Origin of the sequence: Kamptonema sp. PCC 6506 (assembly GCF_000180455.1) — a bacterium.
Classification (GTDB): Bacteria; Cyanobacteriota; Cyanobacteriia; order Cyanobacteriales; family Microcoleaceae; genus Kamptonema; species Kamptonema formosum.
Window position 1 is genome coordinate 26,292 of record NZ_CACA01000301.1, and the last position, 20,921, is coordinate 47,212.

General features: G+C 44.7%; 14 protein-coding genes. 9 read left to right on the forward strand and 5 right to left on the reverse strand.

What is annotated here, in order from left to right; genetic code table 11:
- Positions 1–85: 85 nt before the first annotated feature.
- Both OSCI_RS17885 and tatA read right to left on the reverse strand, forming a co-directional pair.
- Positions 86–2,233 carry a tetratricopeptide repeat protein gene (locus OSCI_RS17885; RefSeq protein WP_007356473.1) on the reverse strand — a complete coding sequence of 716 codons (2,148 nt, stop codon included), beginning with the start codon at positions 2,231–2,233 and terminating at the stop codon, positions 86–88.
- A gap of 500 nt (positions 2,234–2,733) precedes the next feature.
- Entirely contained in the window at positions 2,734–2,916 is a 183-nt protein-coding gene (gene tatA, locus OSCI_RS17890) for a twin-arginine translocase TatA/TatE family subunit (RefSeq protein ID WP_007356474.1), read from the reverse strand.
- A 376-nt stretch (positions 2,917–3,292) separates the two neighbouring features.
- On the opposite strand from tatA, the gene OSCI_RS17895 reads away from it, so the two are divergent.
- The 4 genes from OSCI_RS17895 (at position 3,293) to OSCI_RS17910 (ending at position 7,916) form a co-directional block, all read left to right on the forward strand.
- Complete coding sequence (locus OSCI_RS17895) at positions 3,293–4,066, forward strand: phycocyanobilin:ferredoxin oxidoreductase (protein WP_007356475.1); 774 nt, start codon at positions 3,293–3,295, stop codon at positions 4,064–4,066.
- Positions 4,067–4,258: 192 nt separating this feature from the next.
- Entirely contained in the window at positions 4,259–5,797 is a 1,539-nt protein-coding gene (locus OSCI_RS17900) for an efflux RND transporter periplasmic adaptor subunit (RefSeq protein ID WP_007356477.1), read from the forward strand.
- Positions 5,798–5,809: 12 nt separating this feature from the next.
- Positions 5,810–6,970, forward strand: a complete 1,161-nt coding sequence (gene devC, locus OSCI_RS17905) for an ABC transporter permease DevC (RefSeq protein ID WP_007356478.1) — start codon at positions 5,810–5,812, stop codon at positions 6,968–6,970.
- A gap of 235 nt (positions 6,971–7,205) precedes the next feature.
- Positions 7,206–7,916 (forward strand): DevA family ABC transporter ATP-binding protein, encoded by a 711-nt coding sequence (locus OSCI_RS17910; RefSeq protein ID WP_007356479.1) that lies wholly within the window; start codon positions 7,206–7,208, stop codon positions 7,914–7,916.
- Positions 7,917–7,922: 6 nt separating this feature from the next.
- On the opposite strand, the gene OSCI_RS17915 is transcribed toward OSCI_RS17910, so the two are convergent.
- On the reverse strand, positions 7,923–8,825 hold the full coding sequence (locus OSCI_RS17915; RefSeq protein WP_007356480.1) for a hypothetical protein: 903 nt from the start codon (positions 8,823–8,825) through the stop codon (positions 7,923–7,925).
- A gap of 342 nt (positions 8,826–9,167) precedes the next feature.
- Between OSCI_RS17915 and OSCI_RS17920 the strand changes: the two genes are divergently transcribed.
- The gene (locus OSCI_RS17920; protein ID WP_007356481.1) at positions 9,168–11,162 is read left to right on the forward strand and encodes a DNA polymerase III subunit gamma/tau; all 1,995 of its coding nucleotides are present in this window, start codon (positions 9,168–9,170) and stop codon (positions 11,160–11,162) included.
- A 143-nt stretch (positions 11,163–11,305) separates the two neighbouring features.
- On the opposite strand, the gene OSCI_RS17925 is transcribed toward OSCI_RS17920, so the two are convergent.
- Positions 11,306–12,115, reverse strand: coding sequence for a sulfotransferase domain-containing protein (locus OSCI_RS17925; RefSeq protein WP_007356482.1), 810 nt, complete (start codon positions 12,113–12,115; stop codon positions 11,306–11,308).
- A gap of 336 nt (positions 12,116–12,451) precedes the next feature.
- Between OSCI_RS17925 and hpsA the strand changes: the two genes are divergently transcribed.
- The 4 genes from hpsA (at position 12,452) to OSCI_RS17945 (ending at position 20,376) form a co-directional block, all read left to right on the forward strand.
- Positions 12,452–17,521, forward strand: a complete 5,070-nt coding sequence (gene hpsA / locus OSCI_RS17930; RefSeq protein WP_007356483.1) for a hormogonium polysaccharide biosynthesis protein HpsA — start codon at positions 12,452–12,454, stop codon at positions 17,519–17,521.
- A gap of 6 nt (positions 17,522–17,527) precedes the next feature.
- Positions 17,528–18,253, forward strand: a complete 726-nt coding sequence (gene hpsB, locus OSCI_RS17935) for a hormogonium polysaccharide secretion pseudopilin HpsB (protein WP_007356484.1) — start codon at positions 17,528–17,530, stop codon at positions 18,251–18,253.
- Between the two features lie 62 nt (positions 18,254–18,315).
- Positions 18,316–19,332 (forward strand): hormogonium polysaccharide secretion pseudopilin HpsC, encoded by a 1,017-nt coding sequence (gene hpsC, locus OSCI_RS17940; RefSeq protein ID WP_007356485.1) that lies wholly within the window; start codon positions 18,316–18,318, stop codon positions 19,330–19,332.
- A 336-nt stretch (positions 19,333–19,668) separates the two neighbouring features.
- The gene (locus OSCI_RS17945; RefSeq protein ID WP_007356486.1) at positions 19,669–20,376 is read left to right on the forward strand and encodes a prepilin-type N-terminal cleavage/methylation domain-containing protein; all 708 of its coding nucleotides are present in this window, start codon (positions 19,669–19,671) and stop codon (positions 20,374–20,376) included.
- Positions 20,377–20,407: 31 nt separating this feature from the next.
- Here OSCI_RS17945 and OSCI_RS17950 read toward each other — a convergent pair whose 3' ends face one another.
- The gene (locus OSCI_RS17950) at positions 20,408–20,806 is read right to left on the reverse strand and encodes a pre-16S rRNA-processing nuclease YqgF (RefSeq protein WP_007356487.1); all 399 of its coding nucleotides are present in this window, start codon (positions 20,804–20,806) and stop codon (positions 20,408–20,410) included.
- Positions 20,807–20,921 lie beyond the last annotated feature (115 nt).

Consider the following 20,921-nt stretch of genomic DNA (forward strand, 5'->3'; position numbering starts at 1 on the left):
CCTACCCCATAGATTCTCTGCCCTTATTCCCTTATTCCCTTATTCCCCTAGCCCCTAGCCCCTAGCCCCTAGCCCCTCAAAAAAATTACATTGAAACTGCTGATCGAGATTCAGTGCTACTGTTTTGTTGTACAGAATTATCGGGGTTTCTGGCTGAATTTTGTTGGATAGAAATGGCTTGGCTCAAGGATGCTACTGCTTCTGAATCCTGTTTTAATTCTGATAGTAGGGCTCCTCGATCGCGCCAAGCTTGGGCGTTATCTGGCTTGATGGCGATCGCTTTGTCGTAGCAAATCATTGCTTCTTCGTACTGTTTTAGTTCTGAGAAGGCTGTACCTCTGTGTCGCCAAGCGTCGTAGGATTCGGGTTTGATGGCGATCGCTCTATCGTAAGCTGCGATCGCTTCTTCATATTCCTGCAATTTTGCGAAGGTTTCGCCTTTGCCAAACCAAGCTTCGTAGCATTGAGGCTGAATGGCTATAGCTTGTTCGTAAGATGCGATCGCTTCTACGTACTCTGATAGTCTCCCGAAAGCTACGCCTCGGTTGTGCCAAATTTCGTGATCGTTTGGCTGGAGCGCGATCGCGCGATCGTATGAGGCGATCGCTTCTTCGTATTGCTGCAATTTCCCTAAGACTGCACCGCGATTGTACCAAACTTCGTATTTATCGGCGTTGAGGGCGATCGCTTTGTCGTAGGAGGCGATCGCGTCGCTGTAGCGCTGCAATCTCCACAGCATATTACCTCGATTGTACCAAGTCTCGTACCTGTCAGCTCTGATAGTTAGGGCTTGATCGTAGGAGGCGACGGCTTCTGCGTAGCGCTGCAATTTCCCTAGCATGGCGGCTCTGCTGTGCCACACTTCGGGATCGTCGGATTTAATACTCAGGGCTTTTTCGTAGGAGGCGATCGCCTCTTGATAACGCTGCAATCTTCCCATTGCGGCGGCGCGGTTGTGCCAAGGGCCGTATTCTTCTGGTTTGAGGGCGATCGCTTGGTCGTAGGCCGCAGCAGCTTCTTCGTAGCGCTGTAATCTCATTAAAACGTTACCACGATTGTACCAGGCTTCGTAATACTCGCGATTGAGTCCGATTGCCTGATCGTAACAGGCGATCGCTTCTTCCAATCGCTGCACTTTTACTAATACGTTTCCTCGGTTATACCAAGCTTCATCTATGTCGGCATTCATTAAAATTGCCTTCTCAAAACTTACCAGGGCTTCCTGATAACGACCTTCTAAATAAAGCGCTTCTCCTTGTTTTACGTAATCGTCAGCAATTAAACTTTCTTGGGGTTTTTGGAAGGGAACAACGTTCGATCTGGAATTATTAGCCTCTAACTGAGATTCTGATTTGATAGCTTCCTGCCTCGCCGCAGCCGGAATCTGAGTCAGTTCTTGCATAGTTTGTGCTTTGGTTTGATAAACTTCTGTCAGCAAAACCTGCAAGTGCATTAAAAACTGCGATTTTAGGGTTTCAATTTGGTCAATAGAAGACCTTGAAAGTTCAGCTTCTCTGGCTATAAATTCAACAGACTGTTTAGCCGCACTCATTTGGGCTTCTAATTCTTCTTTTAATCTTTGAGAAAGTTGGCTAGAAGTCTTCAACTCTGATTCCATTACTCCAATGCCTCTAAGCCGCTTATTCGCATCGGCAATTAACTCTCTGACTACCAGTCTTCGCACTAGCCAAAAGAAAGCAATTGTTACACCAGGTAAGAGAGTGGAAACAATTAATAAAGCATTGAGAAGAGTGACGGTATTGTTAAAAGCGCCTTCAGACTGAGGATCGGTATTAGTGCGGAGAGCGATCGCATCGATCGCCTCGCGGACTTGGGGACTGCGATCGGCACTTAATTCTACCAGTTTTGCCAGCCAAGTTTCTTTAAGCGCCGTCGCGATCGCATCCTGACTTGGTACTGTCGCCATGCCTACATTCGCCATTGCCACCGATTTTGCTGTTACAGAAAACTCAGGTTGAGCAGCCATTAGCCATCCCTCCGAAGCTTCTAGTCTCCCATTTCCAGCAGTAAATTGTTCGCTGGCCAGGGTTTCAGGAGCGCTAACAGATTGAATTGGTACAGGTGCGGTATCGCCAGCGCGATCGGCTTTGTAGTTCCCTTGGGGCGTATCGGGATTAGAGATTGGAGAGTTAGCAAAGCTGCTGCCTTCGCCAGTTAAATTCTGGGATGCGAGGGCAGCCAGAGTCAAAAGAGCCACTTTCTTGAACTGCATAAACCTTAACTCACTTGTGAGAAAGTAGTACTTGGCAGCAACGCACCCTCGCGATCGCGCTAATTTAGGTAACAGCTTTCGCTCCCCATCCCCATCCTGTTAGGGTTTGCCGCAATGATTGTAAGAAAATGGGTGGGTGCTAACTCCAAAATACGTAGCTCTTATAGCTCTTCAGGACAACTGGGAAAATATAGCAACCGCTTTTAGCGGTTAGGGGCTAGGGGAAGAAGGGGCTAGGGGCTAGGGGCTAGGGGCTAGGGAAGATGAGGGGCTAGGGAATTAGGGAAGAGGTGAGATGGAGATTACTTCTTCTTTTCGTCTTAAAAAGCTTAATTCTTAATTACTAACTTTTAGACCTTTCTTCCCCCAGTCTCTAGCCCTTCTTTTCCCCTTTCCTCTTAGCCCCTAGCTCCTCTTTTCTCTTCTTCCTGAGCATAGGAGCATCGGAGCATCGTAAGCCCCTCTTTTCCCCCTCTTCCCTAGCCCCTAGTCCCTAGCCCCTAGCCCCTCTTTTCTCCTTCTTCCGAGTCGGCGGGTTCTGTTTCAGGGGGGAGAATTCCTTCTTTGAAATCTCGTAAGGTTTTGCCGATCGCGCTTCCTAATTCGGGGAGTTTTTTGGGGCCGAATATTAAGAGAGCAACAAAGGCGACAATTCCTAATTCGGGCAATCCTAAACCAAACATACTTTTCTCCTATAAGCTTTCTTTAAATTAACATCGATCTGCGGTTAAAATTCTAAGGTATAGTAACCGCTTTCGTCGGTTAAGACAATTTTATTTTTTTGATAAATGTAACGCCGCCCTCTGGGCGGTAGAATCACCGCCCAGAGGGCGGCGTTACGTAAGTAGATTTAGGCAAAGAATAAAAAGAAGATCGCACTTTTAATAAAACTCGATCGTCTCAGAAAGATACAAAGTGCCGAGGACTAAGGGTAAAATGCCATTGAAAGTGGAGATTTTTGGTTAATTTTCGCACGGATTTCCTGATATGCTCAAATATACAAGCCTGGGAGCCAGACTGCACTAGCACAAAATAAAATTTTATTGGAGTTGTTTAGCAATGTTAGAAACATCACCATCTTCTCTACGGAGAGAACAACACTCTTTGATCCGTCAGCTAGCAGACCGGATGGAATCAGTCTGGAAACGCTATCTAGACCTAGAACCATACTATCTACCTGCTGAGCTGGGCTATGTGGAAGGTCGCCTGGAGGGAGAAAAACTGATTATTGAAAATAAGTGTTTCCAAACCCCCCAGTTCCGTAAGATTCACTTGGAATTGGCGAAGGTGGGGTCAAACCTGGATATTTTGCACTGCGTGATGTTCCCTAGATCGAACTATGCTTTACCGATGTTTGGTACGGATATAGTGGCGGGGCGGGGAGTCATTAGTGCTGCGATCGCGGATCTCTCACCTCTAAGTGCTGACCGTAGTTTACCGGAGAGCTACCGCAGCGCCCTAAGTACATTGCCCAAGAACAATTTTTCTGAGTACCGCCAAGTACCAGACTGGGGCGATATTTTCTCAGAATTTTGCCTATTTGTGCGACCGAGTTCGGTGGAAGAAGAAGCTCAGTTTTTGTCGATGGTGGAGTCCTACGTAGAAATAAACTGTCAACTGGCGATCGCCTCAAAACCGGTATCTACTGAGAAACAAGCCGAAATCGCGGCTGCTCAAACCTATTATTGCACCCAACAGCAACAGAACGACAAAACCCGGCGGGTACTTGAAAAAGCTTTTGGGTCAGAATGGGCGGATCGCTACATGAGAACTGTACTATTTGATGCGGTTTTTACTGAGGATTTCAAGGTGGCTCTAAGCAATCCTACGTAAATTTTACCATAAAAACCAAAGGAGATGTCCGTAAATCTATCAATAGACATCGGCTCTAAATATGCACTCTGAGCCTTGATAAATCAATCCACATTCCTGCAAATTTCAAATAACTAACGGGATAAAGAGCGCTGTCATTTACAATTAAATAAGTCCGCCACCCACTAAGAAAGTATGTCTTAATTTAAGATTATGGGAAAGGAGTCATGGCCGAAAGATAAAACATTCTCAAAGCCTGCGGGACGGTGGACTGTCTTGTTAGCGATCGCGGCTGCCATTGCGATCGCGCTACTAGGTTTCTGGCAAGCGTCTAAACTGAGAAAGTCAGAACCTTCAGCCTCCACCGCCGCTGTACCCGCTAGTGTCCCCACCCCAGTAGCGGCGAAAACTGTCACAGCTTTAGGGCGGCTGTCTCCGAAGGGGGAAGTGATTAAAGTAGCAGCCCCATCTCTGTCGGAGGGGTCGAAAATAGATCAACTGCGAGTGGAAGAAGGCGATCGCGTGCGGGAAGGGCAAGTAATTGCGATTTTAGATAGTCGCGATCGGCTCAGAGCAGCATTAGAAGAAGCAGAAAAAGAAGTTAAATTCCAACTAGCAGAATTAGCTAAAATTAAAGCCGGAGCCAAAACTGGAGAAATCTCGGCTCAACAAGCAGAAATTACTCGTTTAGAAGCTCAATTTCAAAGAGAAACCGAAGCTCAACAAGCCAAAGTTGCTCGTTTAGAAGCTCAACTCCAAAGGCAAACAGAAGTAGCCCAGGCTAATCTTGCCCGACTTCAGGCTCAACTGCAAAGGCAAACTCAGGTAGAACAAGCAAAACTTGCCAACCTTCAAGCTCAATTGCGAGGAGAAATTGCGGCTCGCAATGCCACAATTGACCGCTTAGAAGCGGAATTAAGAAATGCAACCGCAGAAGACGAACGCAATTTAGAACTATATCAAACTGGAGCGATTTCAGCTTCCGCTTACGATAGCAAACGCTTAACAGTAGAAACAGGAGTTGAGAGAATTAAAGAAGCCAAAGCTAACCTTGACAAAACCGTGCAAACGCTGCAACAACAAATTAAGGAAAGCCAGGCAAATTTGACGCAAACACTAGAAACTGGTAGAGCGCAAGTTAACCAAGCAAAAGCTGAATTAAACCAAACTCTAGAAACATTAGCTCAAGACGTTAACCAAGCAAAAGCTGAACTCAACCAAATACTAGAAACTGGCCCTGCACAGATTAATCAAGCGGAAGCTACCCTCGATAAAATTGCAGAAGTTCGACCCGAAGACGTGCAAGCGGCTTCTGCCGCAGTCGAACGCGCGATCGCGGCCAAAGAAAAAGCCCAAGCAGAGTTTGATTTAAGCTCTGTAAAAGCCCCCACAGACGGTCAAATATTAAAAATCAACACCAGACAAGGAGAACGCATTTCTATTGAAAATGGCATCGTTGACCTCGGCCGCACCAATCAAATGTATGTAATCGCTGAGGTTTATGAAACGGATATCGGTCTAATTCGTCGAGGTCAGCGAACCATTATTACCAGTGGTGCTTTGAAAGGAACATTAGAGGGAACAGTCGATTTAATTGGCAAACAAATCGGCAAAAAAGATGTCCTTAATACTGACCCCGCAGCCGATACAGATGCTAGAGTTGTTGAAGTCAAAATTCGCCTCGATCCAGATGCCAGTGAGAAAGTTACTAACCTAACTAACTTACAGGTTGAAGTGAAAATCTCTATTTAAACACTAAAAAATATGCTTCTAAAAATTCCTCTACCTTGGTTGCAGCTAACACGAGAGAAAACCCGTTTATTAGTAGCAATAGCTGGGATTGGCTTTGCCGATTTACTAATGTTTATGCAGTTTGGATTTAGGGATGCGCTATTTGAAAGTGCCATCACTTTTCATTCTAAATTAGACGGCGACATTTTTTTGACAAGTCCCCAGTCTACAGCTTTGATCGCAATGAAAAGCTTTCCTCAAAGGCGTTTGTATCAAGCTCTTGCTTTTGAAGGTGTAGAATCAGTTAGCCCATTATATATCGGCTTTGGGCTCTGGAAAAATCCTGACCCCCAAAAACGTAATACTCGCTCAATTATGGTAATTGGCTTCGATCCGTCCCATCACGTAATTGATTTGCCTAGTGTTATCGAGAACCAAGATAAAATCAAAATTTCAGATGTAATTTTATTTGATGATGCTTCGCGACCTGAGTTTGGTCCTATTAAAGATTATTTTAAAGCCGGAAAGATTGTAGAAACAGAAATAGACGATCGCCGGATCAAAGTGGGGGATTTATTTACTTTAGGTGCTTCCTTCGGTGCGGATGGAAATATAGTTACTAGCGATTTAAACTTTTTGAGAATTTTCAGAAAACGGGTAAAAGGAATAATTGATATAGGAATTGTTCACTTAAAGCCGGGAACTGATGTTCAGAAAGTTGTTAGTGAAATGAGGAAGAGTTTGCCTAATGACGTGAGGATTACATCAAAAGAAGAATTTGTCGAGCTTGAGCGAAAATATTGGGAGGAAAGTACAGCAATTGGATTTATTTTCACTTTGGGAGCAGGGATGGGATTTATAGTTGGGATCGTGATTGTTTATCAAATTCTTTATACTGATGTCTCGGATCACTTGCCAGAGTACGCTACGCTCAAGGCTATGGGATATAAGGATATCTACTTTTTGGGTGTGGTGTTTCAAGAAGCTATGATTTTGGCAATCATTGGTTATTTGCCAGGATTTGCTATTTCTACTGTTCTTTATAATTTAGGTAGAACGGCTACAAGTTTGCCAATGTACATGACAGTGGCGAAAGCTATTACTGTTTTGATATTGACATTTGTAATGTGTTGTGCTTCAGGTGCAGTGGCAGTCCGAAAACTTAGTGCTGCCGATCCCGCTGATATTTTTTAATTGTTAACAGTTAACTGTTAACAGTTAACTGTTAACTATAGGTTGGGTGTAACGAAGTAGTAATTAAAGGTAAGGTGGGCGCTCGCCGCTAACTATCTATCGCTATAAATTACAAGGTTGTTTGCGGCGAGCGCCCACCCTACAACTCGGAGAGGGAGAGAATTTTTCCCCAATTAGCAATTAGCAATTAGCAATTAGCAATTAGCCATTAGCAATTAGCCATTAGCCATTAGCCATGAATGATTTACCTGTAATTGCCATTGAAAATCTCAATCATTACTTTGGGGAAGGGGGACTCCAAAAACAGACATTATTTGATATTAACTTAGAGATTTACCCTGGAGAAATTGTGATTATGACGGGGCCCTCTGGCTCTGGGAAAACAACTCTATTAACTTTGATTGGAGCTTTGCGTTCAGTGCAAGAAGGCAGCCTGAAAATAATCGGTCAAGAAGTGCGAGGAGGAAAGAAAAACGAATTAATAAAAATTCGACGTAATATTGGCTATATTTTCCAAGCTCATAATTTGCTCAAATGCTTAACAGCGCGGCAAAATGTACAAATGTCGATGGAGCTACACGACTATATTTCTAACCAGGAAGTCAATGCTAGAGTTGTAAAAATGCTTGAGGATGTAGGGTTAGGAGATAGAATAGATTATTATCCCGACAATCTTTCCGGGGGACAAAAACAGAGAGTTGCGATCGCGCGAGCTTTAGTCAGCCACCCCAAATTAGTATTAGCAGACGAACCGACAGCAGCTTTAGACAGTAAATCAGGTAGAGATGTAGTAGAAATTATGCAGCGTTTAGCTAAAGAACAACAATCTACCATCTTGCTCGTTACCCACGACAATCGAATTTTAGATGTTGCCGATCGCATTATCCACATGGAAGATGGCCGCCTGCAAACTGCGGCCCTCACAACAACCCCTATCAGCAGATAAAAAAACTCATTTCCTACCGCCTGGGCGCTTATTACCAGCTTTGGCAGCCTTAGCTCCTCCCTTGGTTCCCCCCTTAGTTCCTCCCTTAGCTCCTCCCTTAGCAGCAGATAATTGCTTTTCTTCCACCTCGCTAATCCTACCCCCAGGCGTTCTCGTAGTCCGAAAAGTAACATTTACTCCTTCATTTGATTGTTCCAATACCAGCAGCGGAGTAGGCTTTGCCTTTTGATCCCATTCAATATGGACAATCCGACCTTGAATTGTGGGTTGCCAATTGTCATGATCGTCTGAGGGGCTCAGATAAGTTTCCAGACAGTCAATAATTTGATTAATCGTTTGAGAAGTTGCTTGAGTCGGCAATTTCATCAGCTTAATTTGAATGCGGAAAAGCACTCGTTTTTTAACTTCACCTCTGGGCTCACCCGTCTCATATTCCACATCAAACTGAGAATCTACTTGTCTACCCGTGCCAGCATTCCCGACTTTCTCTCCTGCCGAGCCTTGAGTTGGACGCAGAGCAACGCTAATTTTATCTTTTACTTTGACCTTAATTTGATTAACAATGCCAAAATGGAATACCTCTTCTGCCATCCGCATTCTTAAGTAATCTAAGTTAAAATCTCGCGAGTGGATTAAGTCGGGATTTTTTTCCATTTTTCCGACTGTTTCGAGAGCCATTTTGTATTTTTTCTGGATCTCCCGATTTCTAAATTCCTCAAACTTGAGCTTCTTAGTCAAATCGTCTATTTTCATTTTGGCAAGCACTGCTAAAGCTACGAGCAGTAAAAACAGTAACCCTGATGCTCCCATCCAGATTTGCTCTGAAGGAAACTTCCCTGATTTAACCGGAATCGGCTTAGGAGAGGCTGCTGCCAACCTTGGTTCTACAAGGATGATTTGGGTTGACATAGGCTGTAAAGGGTAGAATTTGACACTGTATTTCTAGAATTCCCCTGATTACGGCTTGGGGTGCTACTGCTACCAAAATTGACATTTTTCTACAACTGGAAGCAGTCACACCCAGTAATCCATACTCGATCTTCAACTGCCAGAAAACTTCCGGCCTATTCTGTCCCGTAGCTGCACCCGATGACAGGAATGGTAAAAAATCTATAATCTATTATAATTCAAACGGTGAAAAAACTTGTCATTCTCATTATCATAGTTTATAGTAAAACATTAGTATAGCTTAAATTTGAGAACAATTTTAATTTTGATTTTTAATTTCTAATTGAGCATTTTTACTGCGTTGTGACTTACGAACCCCTACACCACAAATATCGCCCTCAGACCTTCGCCGATCTCGTTGGTCAAGAAGCGATCGCACAAACCCTAAGCAACGCCATCCGCCAAGACCGCATCGCCCCAGCTTATTTGTTTACGGGGCCCAGAGGGACGGGTAAAACCTCCAGCGCCCGGATTTTAGCCAAATCTCTCAATTGTCTTGCCGGCAATGTCCCCACAGCAACGCCCTGCGGAAAATGCGATGTTTGTCAAGGAATTGTTGAAGGTAGAACGTTGGACGTGATCGAAATTGATGCTGCTAGTAATACGGGTGTAGATAGCATTCGGGATTTAATAGAAAGAGCACAATTTGCACCTGTACAATGTCGCTACAAAGTTTATGTTATTGATGAGTGCCATATGCTCAGCGTGTCAGCATTCAACTCTCTATTAAAAACGTTAGAAGAACCACCCGATCGCGTAGTATTTGTCTTAGCCACAACTGACGCTCAAAGAGTATTACCAACTATTATCTCCCGTTGTCAAAGATTTGATTTCCGCAGAATCCCCGTAGTAGCAATGACAAATCATCTGCGAGAAATTGCCCAGAAAGAAAACATTAATATTGCTCCTGATGCCGTCCAAATGGTAGCTCAAATCGCCCAAGGCGGACTCAGAGATGCTGAAAGTTTACTCGATCAATTGAGCCTACTTGCAGGGGAAGTCACAGTAGAAAAAGTCTGGGATTTAGTCGGTGCTGTACCTGAAAACGATCTGATGGCACTGTTAGAAGCAATTGCATCAGATACAACTGAAACAGTTATAGACTGCGTGCGTCACTTAATGGATCGCGGTCGAGAACCGCTGTTAGTGCTTCAAAATCTTGCGGGTTTTTACAGGGATTTTTTAATAGCTAAAACTGCTCCTAAACGTTACAATTTAGTAGCTTTGACTCAGCAAACTTGGGAAAAACTTTGTGATTTTTCTAAGGGTTGGGACGTTGAGATGATATTAGCTAGTCAGAAGCACTTACAAAGTAGTGAAGTGCAAATTAAGAATACTACTCAGCCCCGTTTATGGTTAGAAATGACGCTGTTAGGATTGTTACCTTCGGCATTAAAAGCTCAGCCGCAAGGAGCTGTTGAGCGGGGGAGCGAGGGAGCGGGGGAGCGGGGGAGCGGGGGAGCAGAGGTGAGGGGGAATGGGGGAAATGGGCGAAATGAAGAAGTTAAATCTTCCCCATCTTCCCCATCTTCCCCATCCCCTCCATCTCCCCCATCTTCCCCGTCCCCCCCATCTTCCCCACCTTCCCCATCCCCTCTACCTTCCAATCCACCAATGGGGGAAGAACTTAAAAATGAGGAAGTTTGGCAACGGATACTAGGTGAAATTCATCAACCTTTGACTCAAGCACTGCTGCGCGAACACGCATCTCTTGCTTCTTTTGATGGTGAAATAGCAATTATTTGGCTAACTACACAGCCATTATTAAAGGCAGCTAAAGATAGAATTCCACAGATTGAAAGTGCTTTTCATAAAGTCTTCAATTGTCAGGTGGCGGTCAGATTAGCATTAGCAGGTACGGAAAGTAATACTGGGATTATCAAAGAGTCACTCCCGGAGGGCGATGTTGGCAAAATTAGCAATACTTCTAGTAATGAAATTCAACAGATTTTACCTGCAAAAATAGAATCACATATTTCGGAGTCGGTGCAACAAATAGACTCTTCAGAGCAGGGGTGGAAACAACAACAAGGTAGTCAAAGTAACGCGCAGGCGGTGGCAATTCGTGCTGATGCGGAGGCGGTGGCGAAGGCGGTTGAGCGACTGGCGAATATGTTTGGCGGGGAAGCGGTTAATCTTGCGGGTGAGGCAGATTTTACGGGGGAATTAGAGCGGAATGTTATCGAGTTACCGCCTGAGTTGGAAGTTAATGATGCTGTATCAGATGCGAAGGATCGAGTTATTGAAATTTCGCCTGATTTAGATGATTGGGAAGACCCAGATTTGCCACCATTTTAATTGTTAAGTAGCTGGACAAAAATCAACAATGTCATTGCGAGCGGAGCGAAGCAATCTCTTTAGTCTCAGGGAGATTGCTTCACTTCGTTCGCAATGACAATAATTAGCAATTAGCCATTAGCCATTAGCCATTAGCAAAATCTTCAATCCCAGCCGAAATCTTTGCCTAAATATTCTGCTAATCTTTGGTTATGAGGTCGAAAATAGTCTTTCAATTGTTGATATAATTCTTCGCTGACGGGGGGGTACTCGCCGCTGTTATGTTTTTCGTAGTTTTCTAATTGGTGAGGAGGTAAGTTTAAAAATTCTAGGGTGGTGTTGAAAGTGGCGGCGGGATCTGTATATAAGTCTTCACTTTTGAGGATTAAAATTTGTTCTTTGGGAAAGAGTTTCATCCACATTGGTAGTTGATTTACGTAGATGCCGCGTGATAAATAGGTGTGGTGTTGGTGATTGTAACTATAGTAGGTTTCGCTGGCGATTAATTTTTCGATTTCGCCTTCGAGTCGGATGGGTTCGGCTGCGATCGCCTCTTCTAGTGATAGAGTTTCAAATCCTAGTCTGACTTCATGGTAGTAGTGAGAAATTGCTCGGTCTACTGGGTTCCTCAGTAATAATATCAGCTTAACTTGGGGAAATACATCGTACACCCGTTGGGGAACGCAGGGGTGAAAGATGTAATAAGGGCTGGCTTCACAGTTTAGTCTTTGGGTTCCGTCGCCGATACTGGGAAATTGCGATCTATACCATTTTATTCCTTTCTCAAAATTTAAGTCAAAAAAATGTACTTCTTTTTGACGAGCCTCAGCTACTTGGGGATGATGAGTTAGGTAAGTGTAAAGGGAACTGGTACCCCCTTTCTGAACGCCGATGATGATAAAGTCTGGTTCCCATTCTAAGGGAGATACCTTGGTAAACCTCTCCCCGACTACCTCTAAAAGTTTTTTGAACATTATTTAGCTTTCCTTTTAATGAATAATTTTACTAAATTAGTCAGTGCGATCGCAAACACACGCTGGCAGTGATCCATAGCGCCCGATTCTCCTACTGGCTGCATACCATTAGATTAAATTAGATTTATAGTTTTCTAGTAAGCTATTAAAAGCTTTAGCGTCAAGGTTAAAGCTTTGTCAAATAGTAGGTTGCGGCTCCTGGGGGTCTAACCCTCTGTTACAAAATGTAACGGGGTGATGTCAAAACTGGGAAAAGTGGGAACTATAAGATATAGGAATTCTAGTGCCAAGCAGCCATCTGCAAGACAATCTCTGCCTTAGTTTGGGAAAGCGTCTATGTTTAAGCGCAAATTAGCTAAAGTCATCGTATCACTGTTGAGACGGATTGCGAATGTATCTAGGGCCGGTGCGAAGCGGCTGATGAGAGCTATGTTGCGATCGCTAATGGCGATGGGACGACGTGCCAAGTTGCCTGTAGCAGGATTTGTCTTGCCGACTGTGACGATGGTGATGCTGGTAGTGGTATTGCTGACTTTGGCAATTACGCTGCGATCGTTTGACCGGGCACAAAATGCTCGGAATGTGAGAGTGAATCAACAGGTGTTAGCAGCAGCAACTCCTGCCTTAGAACGAGCGAAAGCAAAAATAGAATATTTATTAAACGAAGACCCCACGCGACCTACAGGGACACCCTCTGATATATCTATTAAAAGAGCACTTTCAAAGCCTACAGCGGGAGCAGATACTTATACATTTAACGATGAGATTCGCCTGAGAATAGGCTTCAATCTTGAGAGAAGTTCACTAACAGATTGGGATAGCACCAATAATCAATTAGTAGAGAATAACGAAGCAATAAATACTGTCTGGAGATTTCCAGTAGATACAGATAACAACGGTAAGTTTGATAGTTATACCATCTACGGGGTCTATTTTCGCAGTCCTCCTCGCAGCAATGCTACAGGTGCAAATTCGGGACAATTTCTCGCAGAAAGAAAGCCTTTAGAGACAAGAACTCCACCGATGCCAGGGACGCTGGGAAATCAACAATGTGCAGCCGCCCTTGGTACTAGCGCTAGTTTGGTGGGAGATTCAGGCTGGTATCAATCCGATGGTAAACTGAAGAAAAGCTTTTATGTTTACACGGTGACAGTACCGATTACTGCACAGCAAACAGTAGCAAATGGTAGTATCCCACCCGATCAGTTTGAAACATATAAAGGCACTAAAGGTTTTTCGGCACTAGAGTATCAGCAAGACCGAGCGCGAATTCCATTGTTGAATAATGCAGTAGTCTATGAAGATGACTTAGAGATATCGCCTGGGCCGGCATTCCGAATCAATGGTGGGATGTTGACAAACAGCAATTTACTGGTCACTTCAACGAACAACAATACTGTAGATGTATTCCTAATTAGCGGTCAAAATTCTTGTTACTATAAACAAGAAAACAGCAAGATTTTCGTTGGGGGCAATCTCGTGAACGGTTCTGCTTCTGGGAACCCAACTGGTACAAGTACAGTTCATCTATTTAAGCAACTACCAGACGCGCCAATTCAAGCAGGTGCAGAAGCAGTAATTACGAGTACAAATCAATCGGTAACAAACTCTCCAACCGATGTACTTTACAACAACAACGCCTATGCCAGACGGATCAGTGCTTTAGTAAATGCACAGATGACGGCAAATCCTGATACTGCTGGGCCGCCAGTAGTACCAAATACTACCAATGACCCGACATCAGTGCAAAAAGCAGTGGCGGGAGGTAAAGACCGCGCTCAAGCATTACAGACTTACTTTGAAAGCTTGACGCGGAAAGTTCCGTTTGCCGAAGTGAGCTTAACGGGCGAAACTATTCCTGGTACGGTAATCGAGGGAACAGGGGATACACTCAGACCCATCCAAGCCTGGTCTCTTCCTACAGATGTGAATGCTGACACGACTATTGCCCAAGCGATAGGCCCTACAGGTCTAACCATCAACGTCGATCGCTTAAGAGCTCAAAATCCTAACCCAACAGGAGGCTCAAAACCGAAAACAGAAGATTTTATGGGAGATCGCATCATTGCTGGGAATAACTTACCCCTCAAATGGTGGAATGGCACTAAGTTTGTCGGTGGGAAAACAGCACAGGAAGTTGCTGGGGGTACTTGGTCAGACGATGGTAGCCAGCGGACTCGCACTAGCCAAAAGCAGATACTTGCGGCTGTGGGGATTAGCGATCGCGGTGACTACTGGGAAAAAGCAGCAGCCCAAAAACCAGAAAATCCTTTAAGTGCGATCGGTGGTTTGCGCGTAATTACTGGTGCAGGGGTTTATGAGAGAAAAAATTCTTTTCTACCGCCACCCCTACTTGATGCAACAACAGGCGGGGTCAAGCCTTATGACGATCCGGCAACTGCTGCGAATGAAGCTTACACAGTGGTGTGGCCAGATAGTATGCCAATGTCACCTGCGGCGGGTTCTCAAGTATTCAAAAATGATTCAACAGGGGCTCCGATTGTCACCACCACAAACTGGGAGACTCTACCAGCAACATTACCAGCTCCAGTTACTCCTACCATTGATCCTAGTACTCCCAAGTATGCCAAAGGCGACCTACGGATGCGGGCAACAGCAGTATATCACTATGCCCAAGATTACTACGACCAACCAGATTTTGATTCCGACGTATATTTAAAGAAGAGCCAAGCTCCCATTGCGTGCATTAGCAGCTACTACGACCCCACTAACAGCACAACGGCTCGAAACGCCGATCCTCTTGATGATGTCAGCGGCTGGGCACAGCCAACCTATTTACCCCCCGCTGCTCCTTCGACAAGGAATGCTGGTGACTCCTACACCAATAACGGCATAGTTTACACAGCCCCTCCTATTACTGACAGACCGGCTACGGCAGCGATCCCTGGTGGAAATGGCTTGCTTGTGGGTACTCCCTCGGAACTTTACGATCAGGCGAATATGGTCTTTCCTGATGGTCGATTCGTCAACGAGCAGTTAAGAACGGCGTTGATGAAAGATGAAACGGATCGTAACTTGGCAGAACAAGCTGCTATCGACTCTACACTGTGCGCCTTTGGGATTTTGGGAACTGCCGGTTTCACTGCGGTTACGCCTTCAACAACTTTTATTCCCAACGGTGCGATTAAGGAAGTGGCGCTGCTAAATGCCAGAGAAATCAAGGCTGTAGATCGTGACGATCCAGCAACCACCACCGTAGATGAAACATTTACCCTGAACCCCCCTGGTACAACTTTTAATAGTGGCAACTATGACCTAGCCTTGGAAGAACGGATGCCCCTGGAAATTCGGGTTACTCAAATTGACCTAAATGTGCTGCGAAATACAACTATCCCCTTGGCAAGTGGGATTAAAGGGCCAGATCCAGAGTATTTATTGCCAAATAGCGGCATTATTTATGCCAGCCGTGATGATGCAGCGCCCGATAGGAGCGATCGCACAGCAGATGCCAGTAACACTACCGTAATTCCCTACGGAATTGATGCAGTTCAAAGTGGGATCGTTAGTCGCACTGACTCTATACTTGACCCCACCCGCCGCCCTCACGGGATTATGCTAATTAATGGCAGATACCTGGCTCGGAATGCCGGTGCTACTGGTCAAAATGCTACAGCCCCGACAGATATATCGGATGTGGTGAAAGAAAAGGGACTGACCTTGGTTTCTAACTTGCCAGTTTACGTTCAAGGCAACTTTAACGAACACAGTCAACAAGAGTTTAACACTGCGTTAACTCAGCCTGCGTGGGGCAACTTCTACGACCGTGCTTTACCTCTTAATCCCAACTTTGCTTGTCGGCCAGGAGATCCCCGGCTTCCTAATTGCACTACCGGGGACACTTGGCGAGCTGCAACAGTGTTGGCGGATTCTGTGACAGTCCTTTCTCCGAATTTCCGCCCTGGTTTCCGCAATGAGGGAGACTTTGACCTGAGAAATAATGCTGGTGCGGCTGTAACTGGCTATGACTCAGATGGAGATGGTACGATCGCTGGCGCAGAGACAGCAATCACAGCCAAAGCAGCTAGGTTGCTCAATGGTTTTTATAACAACAACTTTGTCACCAACGGTCTGAGTAGCGGTGCAACATTCAATATTAACGGTAACGTTGCACCACCAGATAGCGACTACGCAAACAACAGTGGGAATGCTCAGGACAGCTCTTATTTCAACAACTTCGTCACGCCAGTTCAACGGCGGGGAGCATTTCCAGAATATGTGATGGAAATGTGCTTGAAATTGCCTGTTTCAGCTTGCGGGCCGAATGATTGGCAGATTAATGCAACTGGTACCCCTGTGAAGGCAAGCGATGTAATAGGTCAACCGCGCAATGTTGTTGATTCAGGTTCAGGTACGACGGCTATACCTGCCGGTACTACTACTCCAGCGGATGTACCACTTCAGCAAAGACTTCAACATTATCCCCGTCGCGTAGCTTTTCGACGAAATCCAGCTAATAATCAACTGTTATTCGATGGCAGCACCCCTCCTCTTCCGATTCCCATAGGAATCCTAAGTGGAAATATAGAAGCATTTGGAGTTAACTCGAATGCGAATACAACTCAGACTGTGGTACCCGATCCGGCTACCAATAATAATGGTCTTAGATTTAAGACTACTACTTCTACTACTCTTCCAAGCACAGTCGCTACCTACACTGCAACTGCAACAGATCGTCTCTTTTACGAAAACGCGCCCACTGGAACTATGCAGCCACTATTAGCTCCAGTCTTACAAATTCACGTATCACAAACTGGCGACCCCGGCAATTCAGGCCCTCTAACAACTACCAATAATACAAGGTGGCTCTCACGAGCTCAGAACACAACATTTAATCTAGTTGTCGGAGCCGGAGACATTCCCTCTCGTCCCAACGGTGACTCGAATGGAGGGATGCAAAACTTGACCCGTTTCCTCGAAAACTGGAATCCTGATGGTCCCGGTGGAAATATTCCATCTACCACAGATACAAATATCCTGGGTTCCTTCATTCAGTTAAGCCGCAGTGCCTATTCCACCGCACCTTACACTGCTGTTTTGAACCCTACTGCTACATCACCGAGTATCTTTGGCTACCCCGGTAATTATAAAATTCAAAACGCCCAAGGGAAAGTCCCGACGTTCGTAGCGCCAAACCGCCTTTGGGGTTATGATGTCGGTCTTTTGTCTCAATCACCAGACTTATTTACGCAACTTTTCACCACTCCTACCACACAGACTAACTCTGATGAATTTTTCAGAGAAGTAGGTCGAAATGACCCTTGGGTACAAACTTTACTGTGTGCGAAAAAAGATGACACTCCCACAGAAAATGCCCTCAGCGATGACCAACGACCAACTCAATTCTGCGATGACAATGTACCAGATCCCTTGCCCAATCCCTCATGATGACCTATGAATAAACTTACACCACTGGAAAATTTACGGCAGTCTCAAGACTCCGGTTACACTATCCTCGAAGCAATGATGGCGATGGTTGTAGTTGCCGTCTTGATGATTGCGATCGCGCCTGTCCTAGTTTTTGCTACAGGGACTCGCGTACAAGCTCGACGGGTAGAATTGGCAACCCAAGCTGCTAGAACTTACATTAACGGCGTGAAAAGCGGTGCGATCCCAGTCGCAACTATCGTCGGTACTACCATCACGCCAATCATTGAGACAACGGTGGTAGATCCAGAGACTAACCCTAACAGAGAGGATTTTAAGGTTCCTGCTCCCAATAATGCTGGTTTAAGTTGTCAAAATGACGGTTACTGTCAAACTCCAACGTCTCTGTACTGCGTTAATCTCGATGACGATCCCGGATGTAAACCCGAAAGCGTCAAAGATATGCTGATCCAAGCTTATCGGAGCATTCCTTCAGCAGCTTTAACTGACCCCAGACAAGGCTACCTGCTCGGTGTTCGAGTTTACAGGGCTGATGCCTTTAAACCGGGTGTAACCTTGGTCGCCGATCCCCAAGAACAACAACAATCAACAATCTCAGGAGGAATAGGAAATCCCAGCATTCCAGTAGTACAAATGACTACGGAGATTGGCACTACCAGCGGAGCCGCAAAGTCATCATTTCAGAATTTATGCGATCGCGTTGGCTGTCCACAAGTACAGCCATCACCATAATCTGATTTGCTGCTAGATTTTAATTAAGGTCGATGAACTCTCAAGCACAGGAAAATATAGTTATGAAAAGTTTACTTAGGTTGCTATTAAAAACTCATTTCAAGCCTAATTGCTCTAAGGTCGATCGAACAGTTAGCGGTTTCACGCTGATTGAATTGTTAGTAGCAATGATAATAACATTCTTAATTTTGACACCTTTGTTAGGTTTTGTTGTTGATGTCCTGAATACTGATAGAAAAGAACAAGTTAAGTCAAATACAGAGCAAGAAATTCAATCGGCCCTTGATTTTATTGCCCAAGATTTGGGTCAAGCGATTTATATTTACGATAAAACAGGAGTTGATGCAATTCTAGATAGTTTGCCCAACGCTACTAATGGAACCCCTATTCTCGTATTTTGGAAGCGGCAGTTGATGAGAAATTTACTGCCTGAGTCTACCGCCTGTACTCCAAATGCAACTACGGGTGATGATTGCCTGAATGATACTTATGTATATTCATTAGTTGCTTACTACTTAAAACAAGATAATACAGATATCTGGTGTCAGCCTGCTGGTGGAACTTGTCCAGCCCGGATTACTAGGTATCAATATCGTGATGGGATAATAGATACTACCGCTAATCCGCCTGCCTATTTTCCAGCTACAGATCTAGATCGAGGGGCTGAACCTGATGATTTTAAACCATTTAGCCTCTCTGTGTCAGGAAATAGTCTTCAGGAGAAAATGAACCAATGGCCGCTTCAGGAAGACAATGGAACAGTACCCACCATTAGTGCACCTCCCGCAAACCAAGTGCCAGTGCTAGTTAATTATATTGATACAAATACAGTCACAAATGTAGCCACAGATACTGAGTGCCTAAATGCTTTGGGTGGTACTGCGTCAGTAATAGTATCACCTACAAATGGAAATGGTTTCTACGCTTGTGTAGATTCATCTAAAACAGTAGCACGAGTTACGATCAGAGGAAGTGCTCTGCGGAAAATGCAAAGTAACGCTACTTACAATAGCAACAATTCAGCATTTTTCCCAACAGCAAGCGTTCAAGTGCAAGGATTAGGAGTATTAGGGCAGTAATCTTTATTTAAAGTTCGTATCTTGTACCATTTTTAAAAGCCTGTAGGGGCGGGTTCGCCAAAAGCTTTAACGGTACTATAAAAGACTCAAAAACCCGCCCCCACCCCGCGATCGAGTCCTTTATTGATATTAGTGCAAGAGATCGGCGTAAGTATTGGGCCGGGGCGGGTTTTCTGGATTTATCGCTTATATTTTGATATCTTGGCGAACCCGCCCCTACAGAAATTATCTCTAATTAACCAGACTTAATATGGGGGATTTGGGCAATAATGCAATATCTCAGTTTAAAATAGATCCAATGAGTGTCAAACTAAGGTATAAAAACCAGAGAAAAATATGAAAAACTCAACACTATTAAAACTTTGGCAGAGAAGTTTAGCTGCAACTAGCAAGCCACATCTGCAACAATTAAGCGGACTTTCTAGCCAGTCAAGAATAGGATTAGGAAAAAACCATCAGCAACATGACACAGGGTTTACGTTAATAGAACTGCTGATTTTGCTATTGATAGTTGGCATTTTAAGCTCGATCGCGGCCCCAGGTTGGTTAGCTTTCATTAACAATCAACGTTTACGCACTAGCCAAAGCCGAGTTTACGGAGCCTTGCAATTAGCTCAAAGTAATGCTAAACGGGATAAAGTAGCATGGCAGGCTAGCTTTAGAATACAAGGTAACTTAGTGCAGTGGGCTATTCACCCTGCAACCGTCCCTCCTGCAACCTTGCCAGTATCCACATCTCCTTCTTCTGCACCTAATGTATGGTACAGCCTAGAGGATAAGATTGCGATCGATATTACCAGTACTGCCTCGACAAACTTAGACTCTGTAAATGGTACTTACATAGCCAGATTTAATCGCCAAGGTTGTATTGTGGAGAATGCTGACGATGAGTGTACAGATGGGGCAACCTGGTTCGGGTCAAAAAAATTGATTACTTTACGGCACGACGATCTTGGCGCAGCTAGAAAATGCGCGGTGGTAACAACACTTTTAGGAGCAATAAAAACAGGTGACGATGAAGCAAGTTGTGCTCTCAACCCATAGCCTCTATTTAAGCTGAGGAGATGCAACTCTTTCACTTGCGATCGCAATTCAAATATCTTTCAATCAACACAATCGCCACAATATCATCCACAGGCCGAGGGGGAGTCCGCATCCCTTGAGGAATCAAGCGGTTAAAACCCTTGGGAGGGAACATTTCCCAAAAGCGATCGCGTGCCTCCAAACTACTATAGCGCTCATCAACCTGCACAACTTCCACCAACGGCAAACTAGCAGAAATTTTTTGTTTCCAACTACGAGAAGTAGTTTGATCCCCCATCACAATTAACTCAATCGGAAACTGCGAACATAGAGATTCAATAGTCGCGATCGCATTCTCCGCCAGCACAACTTGATGATAGCGAACCTCCCTATCTAACCCCATAACAGCTATTCCACACTTATCGCGACCCGGATCGAAACCTAAAATCATTAGTAATTGTTAGTTATTGCTAGTTGTTAGAGGTACATAGCAGAGGTAGGGACTTAGGCATGGCCTATTAGTGTGAACTTAAAATCAAACCCTCAATTCGACAGGGGTTAAAACC

Bases quoted from the DNA above. Each gene is read 5' to 3' on its own strand.
- OSCI_RS17885 (WP_007356473.1), bottom strand. From the start codon at position 2,233: ATGCAGTTCAAGAAAGTGGCTCTTTTGACTCTGGCTGCCCTCGCATCC.
- OSCI_RS17945 (WP_007356486.1), top strand. From the start codon at position 19,669: ATGAAAAACTCAACACTATTAAAACTTTGGCAGAGAAGTTTAGCTGCA.
- OSCI_RS17950 (WP_007356487.1), bottom strand. From the start codon at position 20,806: ATGATTTTAGGTTTCGATCCGGGTCGCGATAAGTGTGGAATAGCTGTT.
- OSCI_RS17915 (WP_007356480.1), bottom strand. From the start codon at position 8,825: ATGTCAACCCAAATCATCCTTGTAGAACCAAGGTTGGCAGCAGCCTCT.
- OSCI_RS17895 (WP_007356475.1), top strand. From the start codon at position 3,293: ATGTTAGAAACATCACCATCTTCTCTACGGAGAGAACAACACTCTTTG.
- hpsA (WP_007356483.1), top strand. From the start codon at position 12,452: ATGTTTAAGCGCAAATTAGCTAAAGTCATCGTATCACTGTTGAGACGG.
- OSCI_RS17925 (WP_007356482.1), bottom strand. From the start codon at position 12,115: ATGTTCAAAAAACTTTTAGAGGTAGTCGGGGAGAGGTTTACCAAGGTA.
- tatA (WP_007356474.1), bottom strand. From the start codon at position 2,916: ATGTTTGGTTTAGGATTGCCCGAATTAGGAATTGTCGCCTTTGTTGCT.
- hpsC (WP_007356485.1), top strand. From the start codon at position 18,316: ATGAAAAGTTTACTTAGGTTGCTATTAAAAACTCATTTCAAGCCTAAT.
- hpsB (WP_007356484.1), top strand. From the start codon at position 17,528: ATGAATAAACTTACACCACTGGAAAATTTACGGCAGTCTCAAGACTCC.
- OSCI_RS17900 (WP_007356477.1), top strand. From the start codon at position 4,259: ATGGGAAAGGAGTCATGGCCGAAAGATAAAACATTCTCAAAGCCTGCG.
- devC (WP_007356478.1), top strand. From the start codon at position 5,810: ATGCTTCTAAAAATTCCTCTACCTTGGTTGCAGCTAACACGAGAGAAA.
- OSCI_RS17910 (WP_007356479.1), top strand. From the start codon at position 7,206: ATGAATGATTTACCTGTAATTGCCATTGAAAATCTCAATCATTACTTT.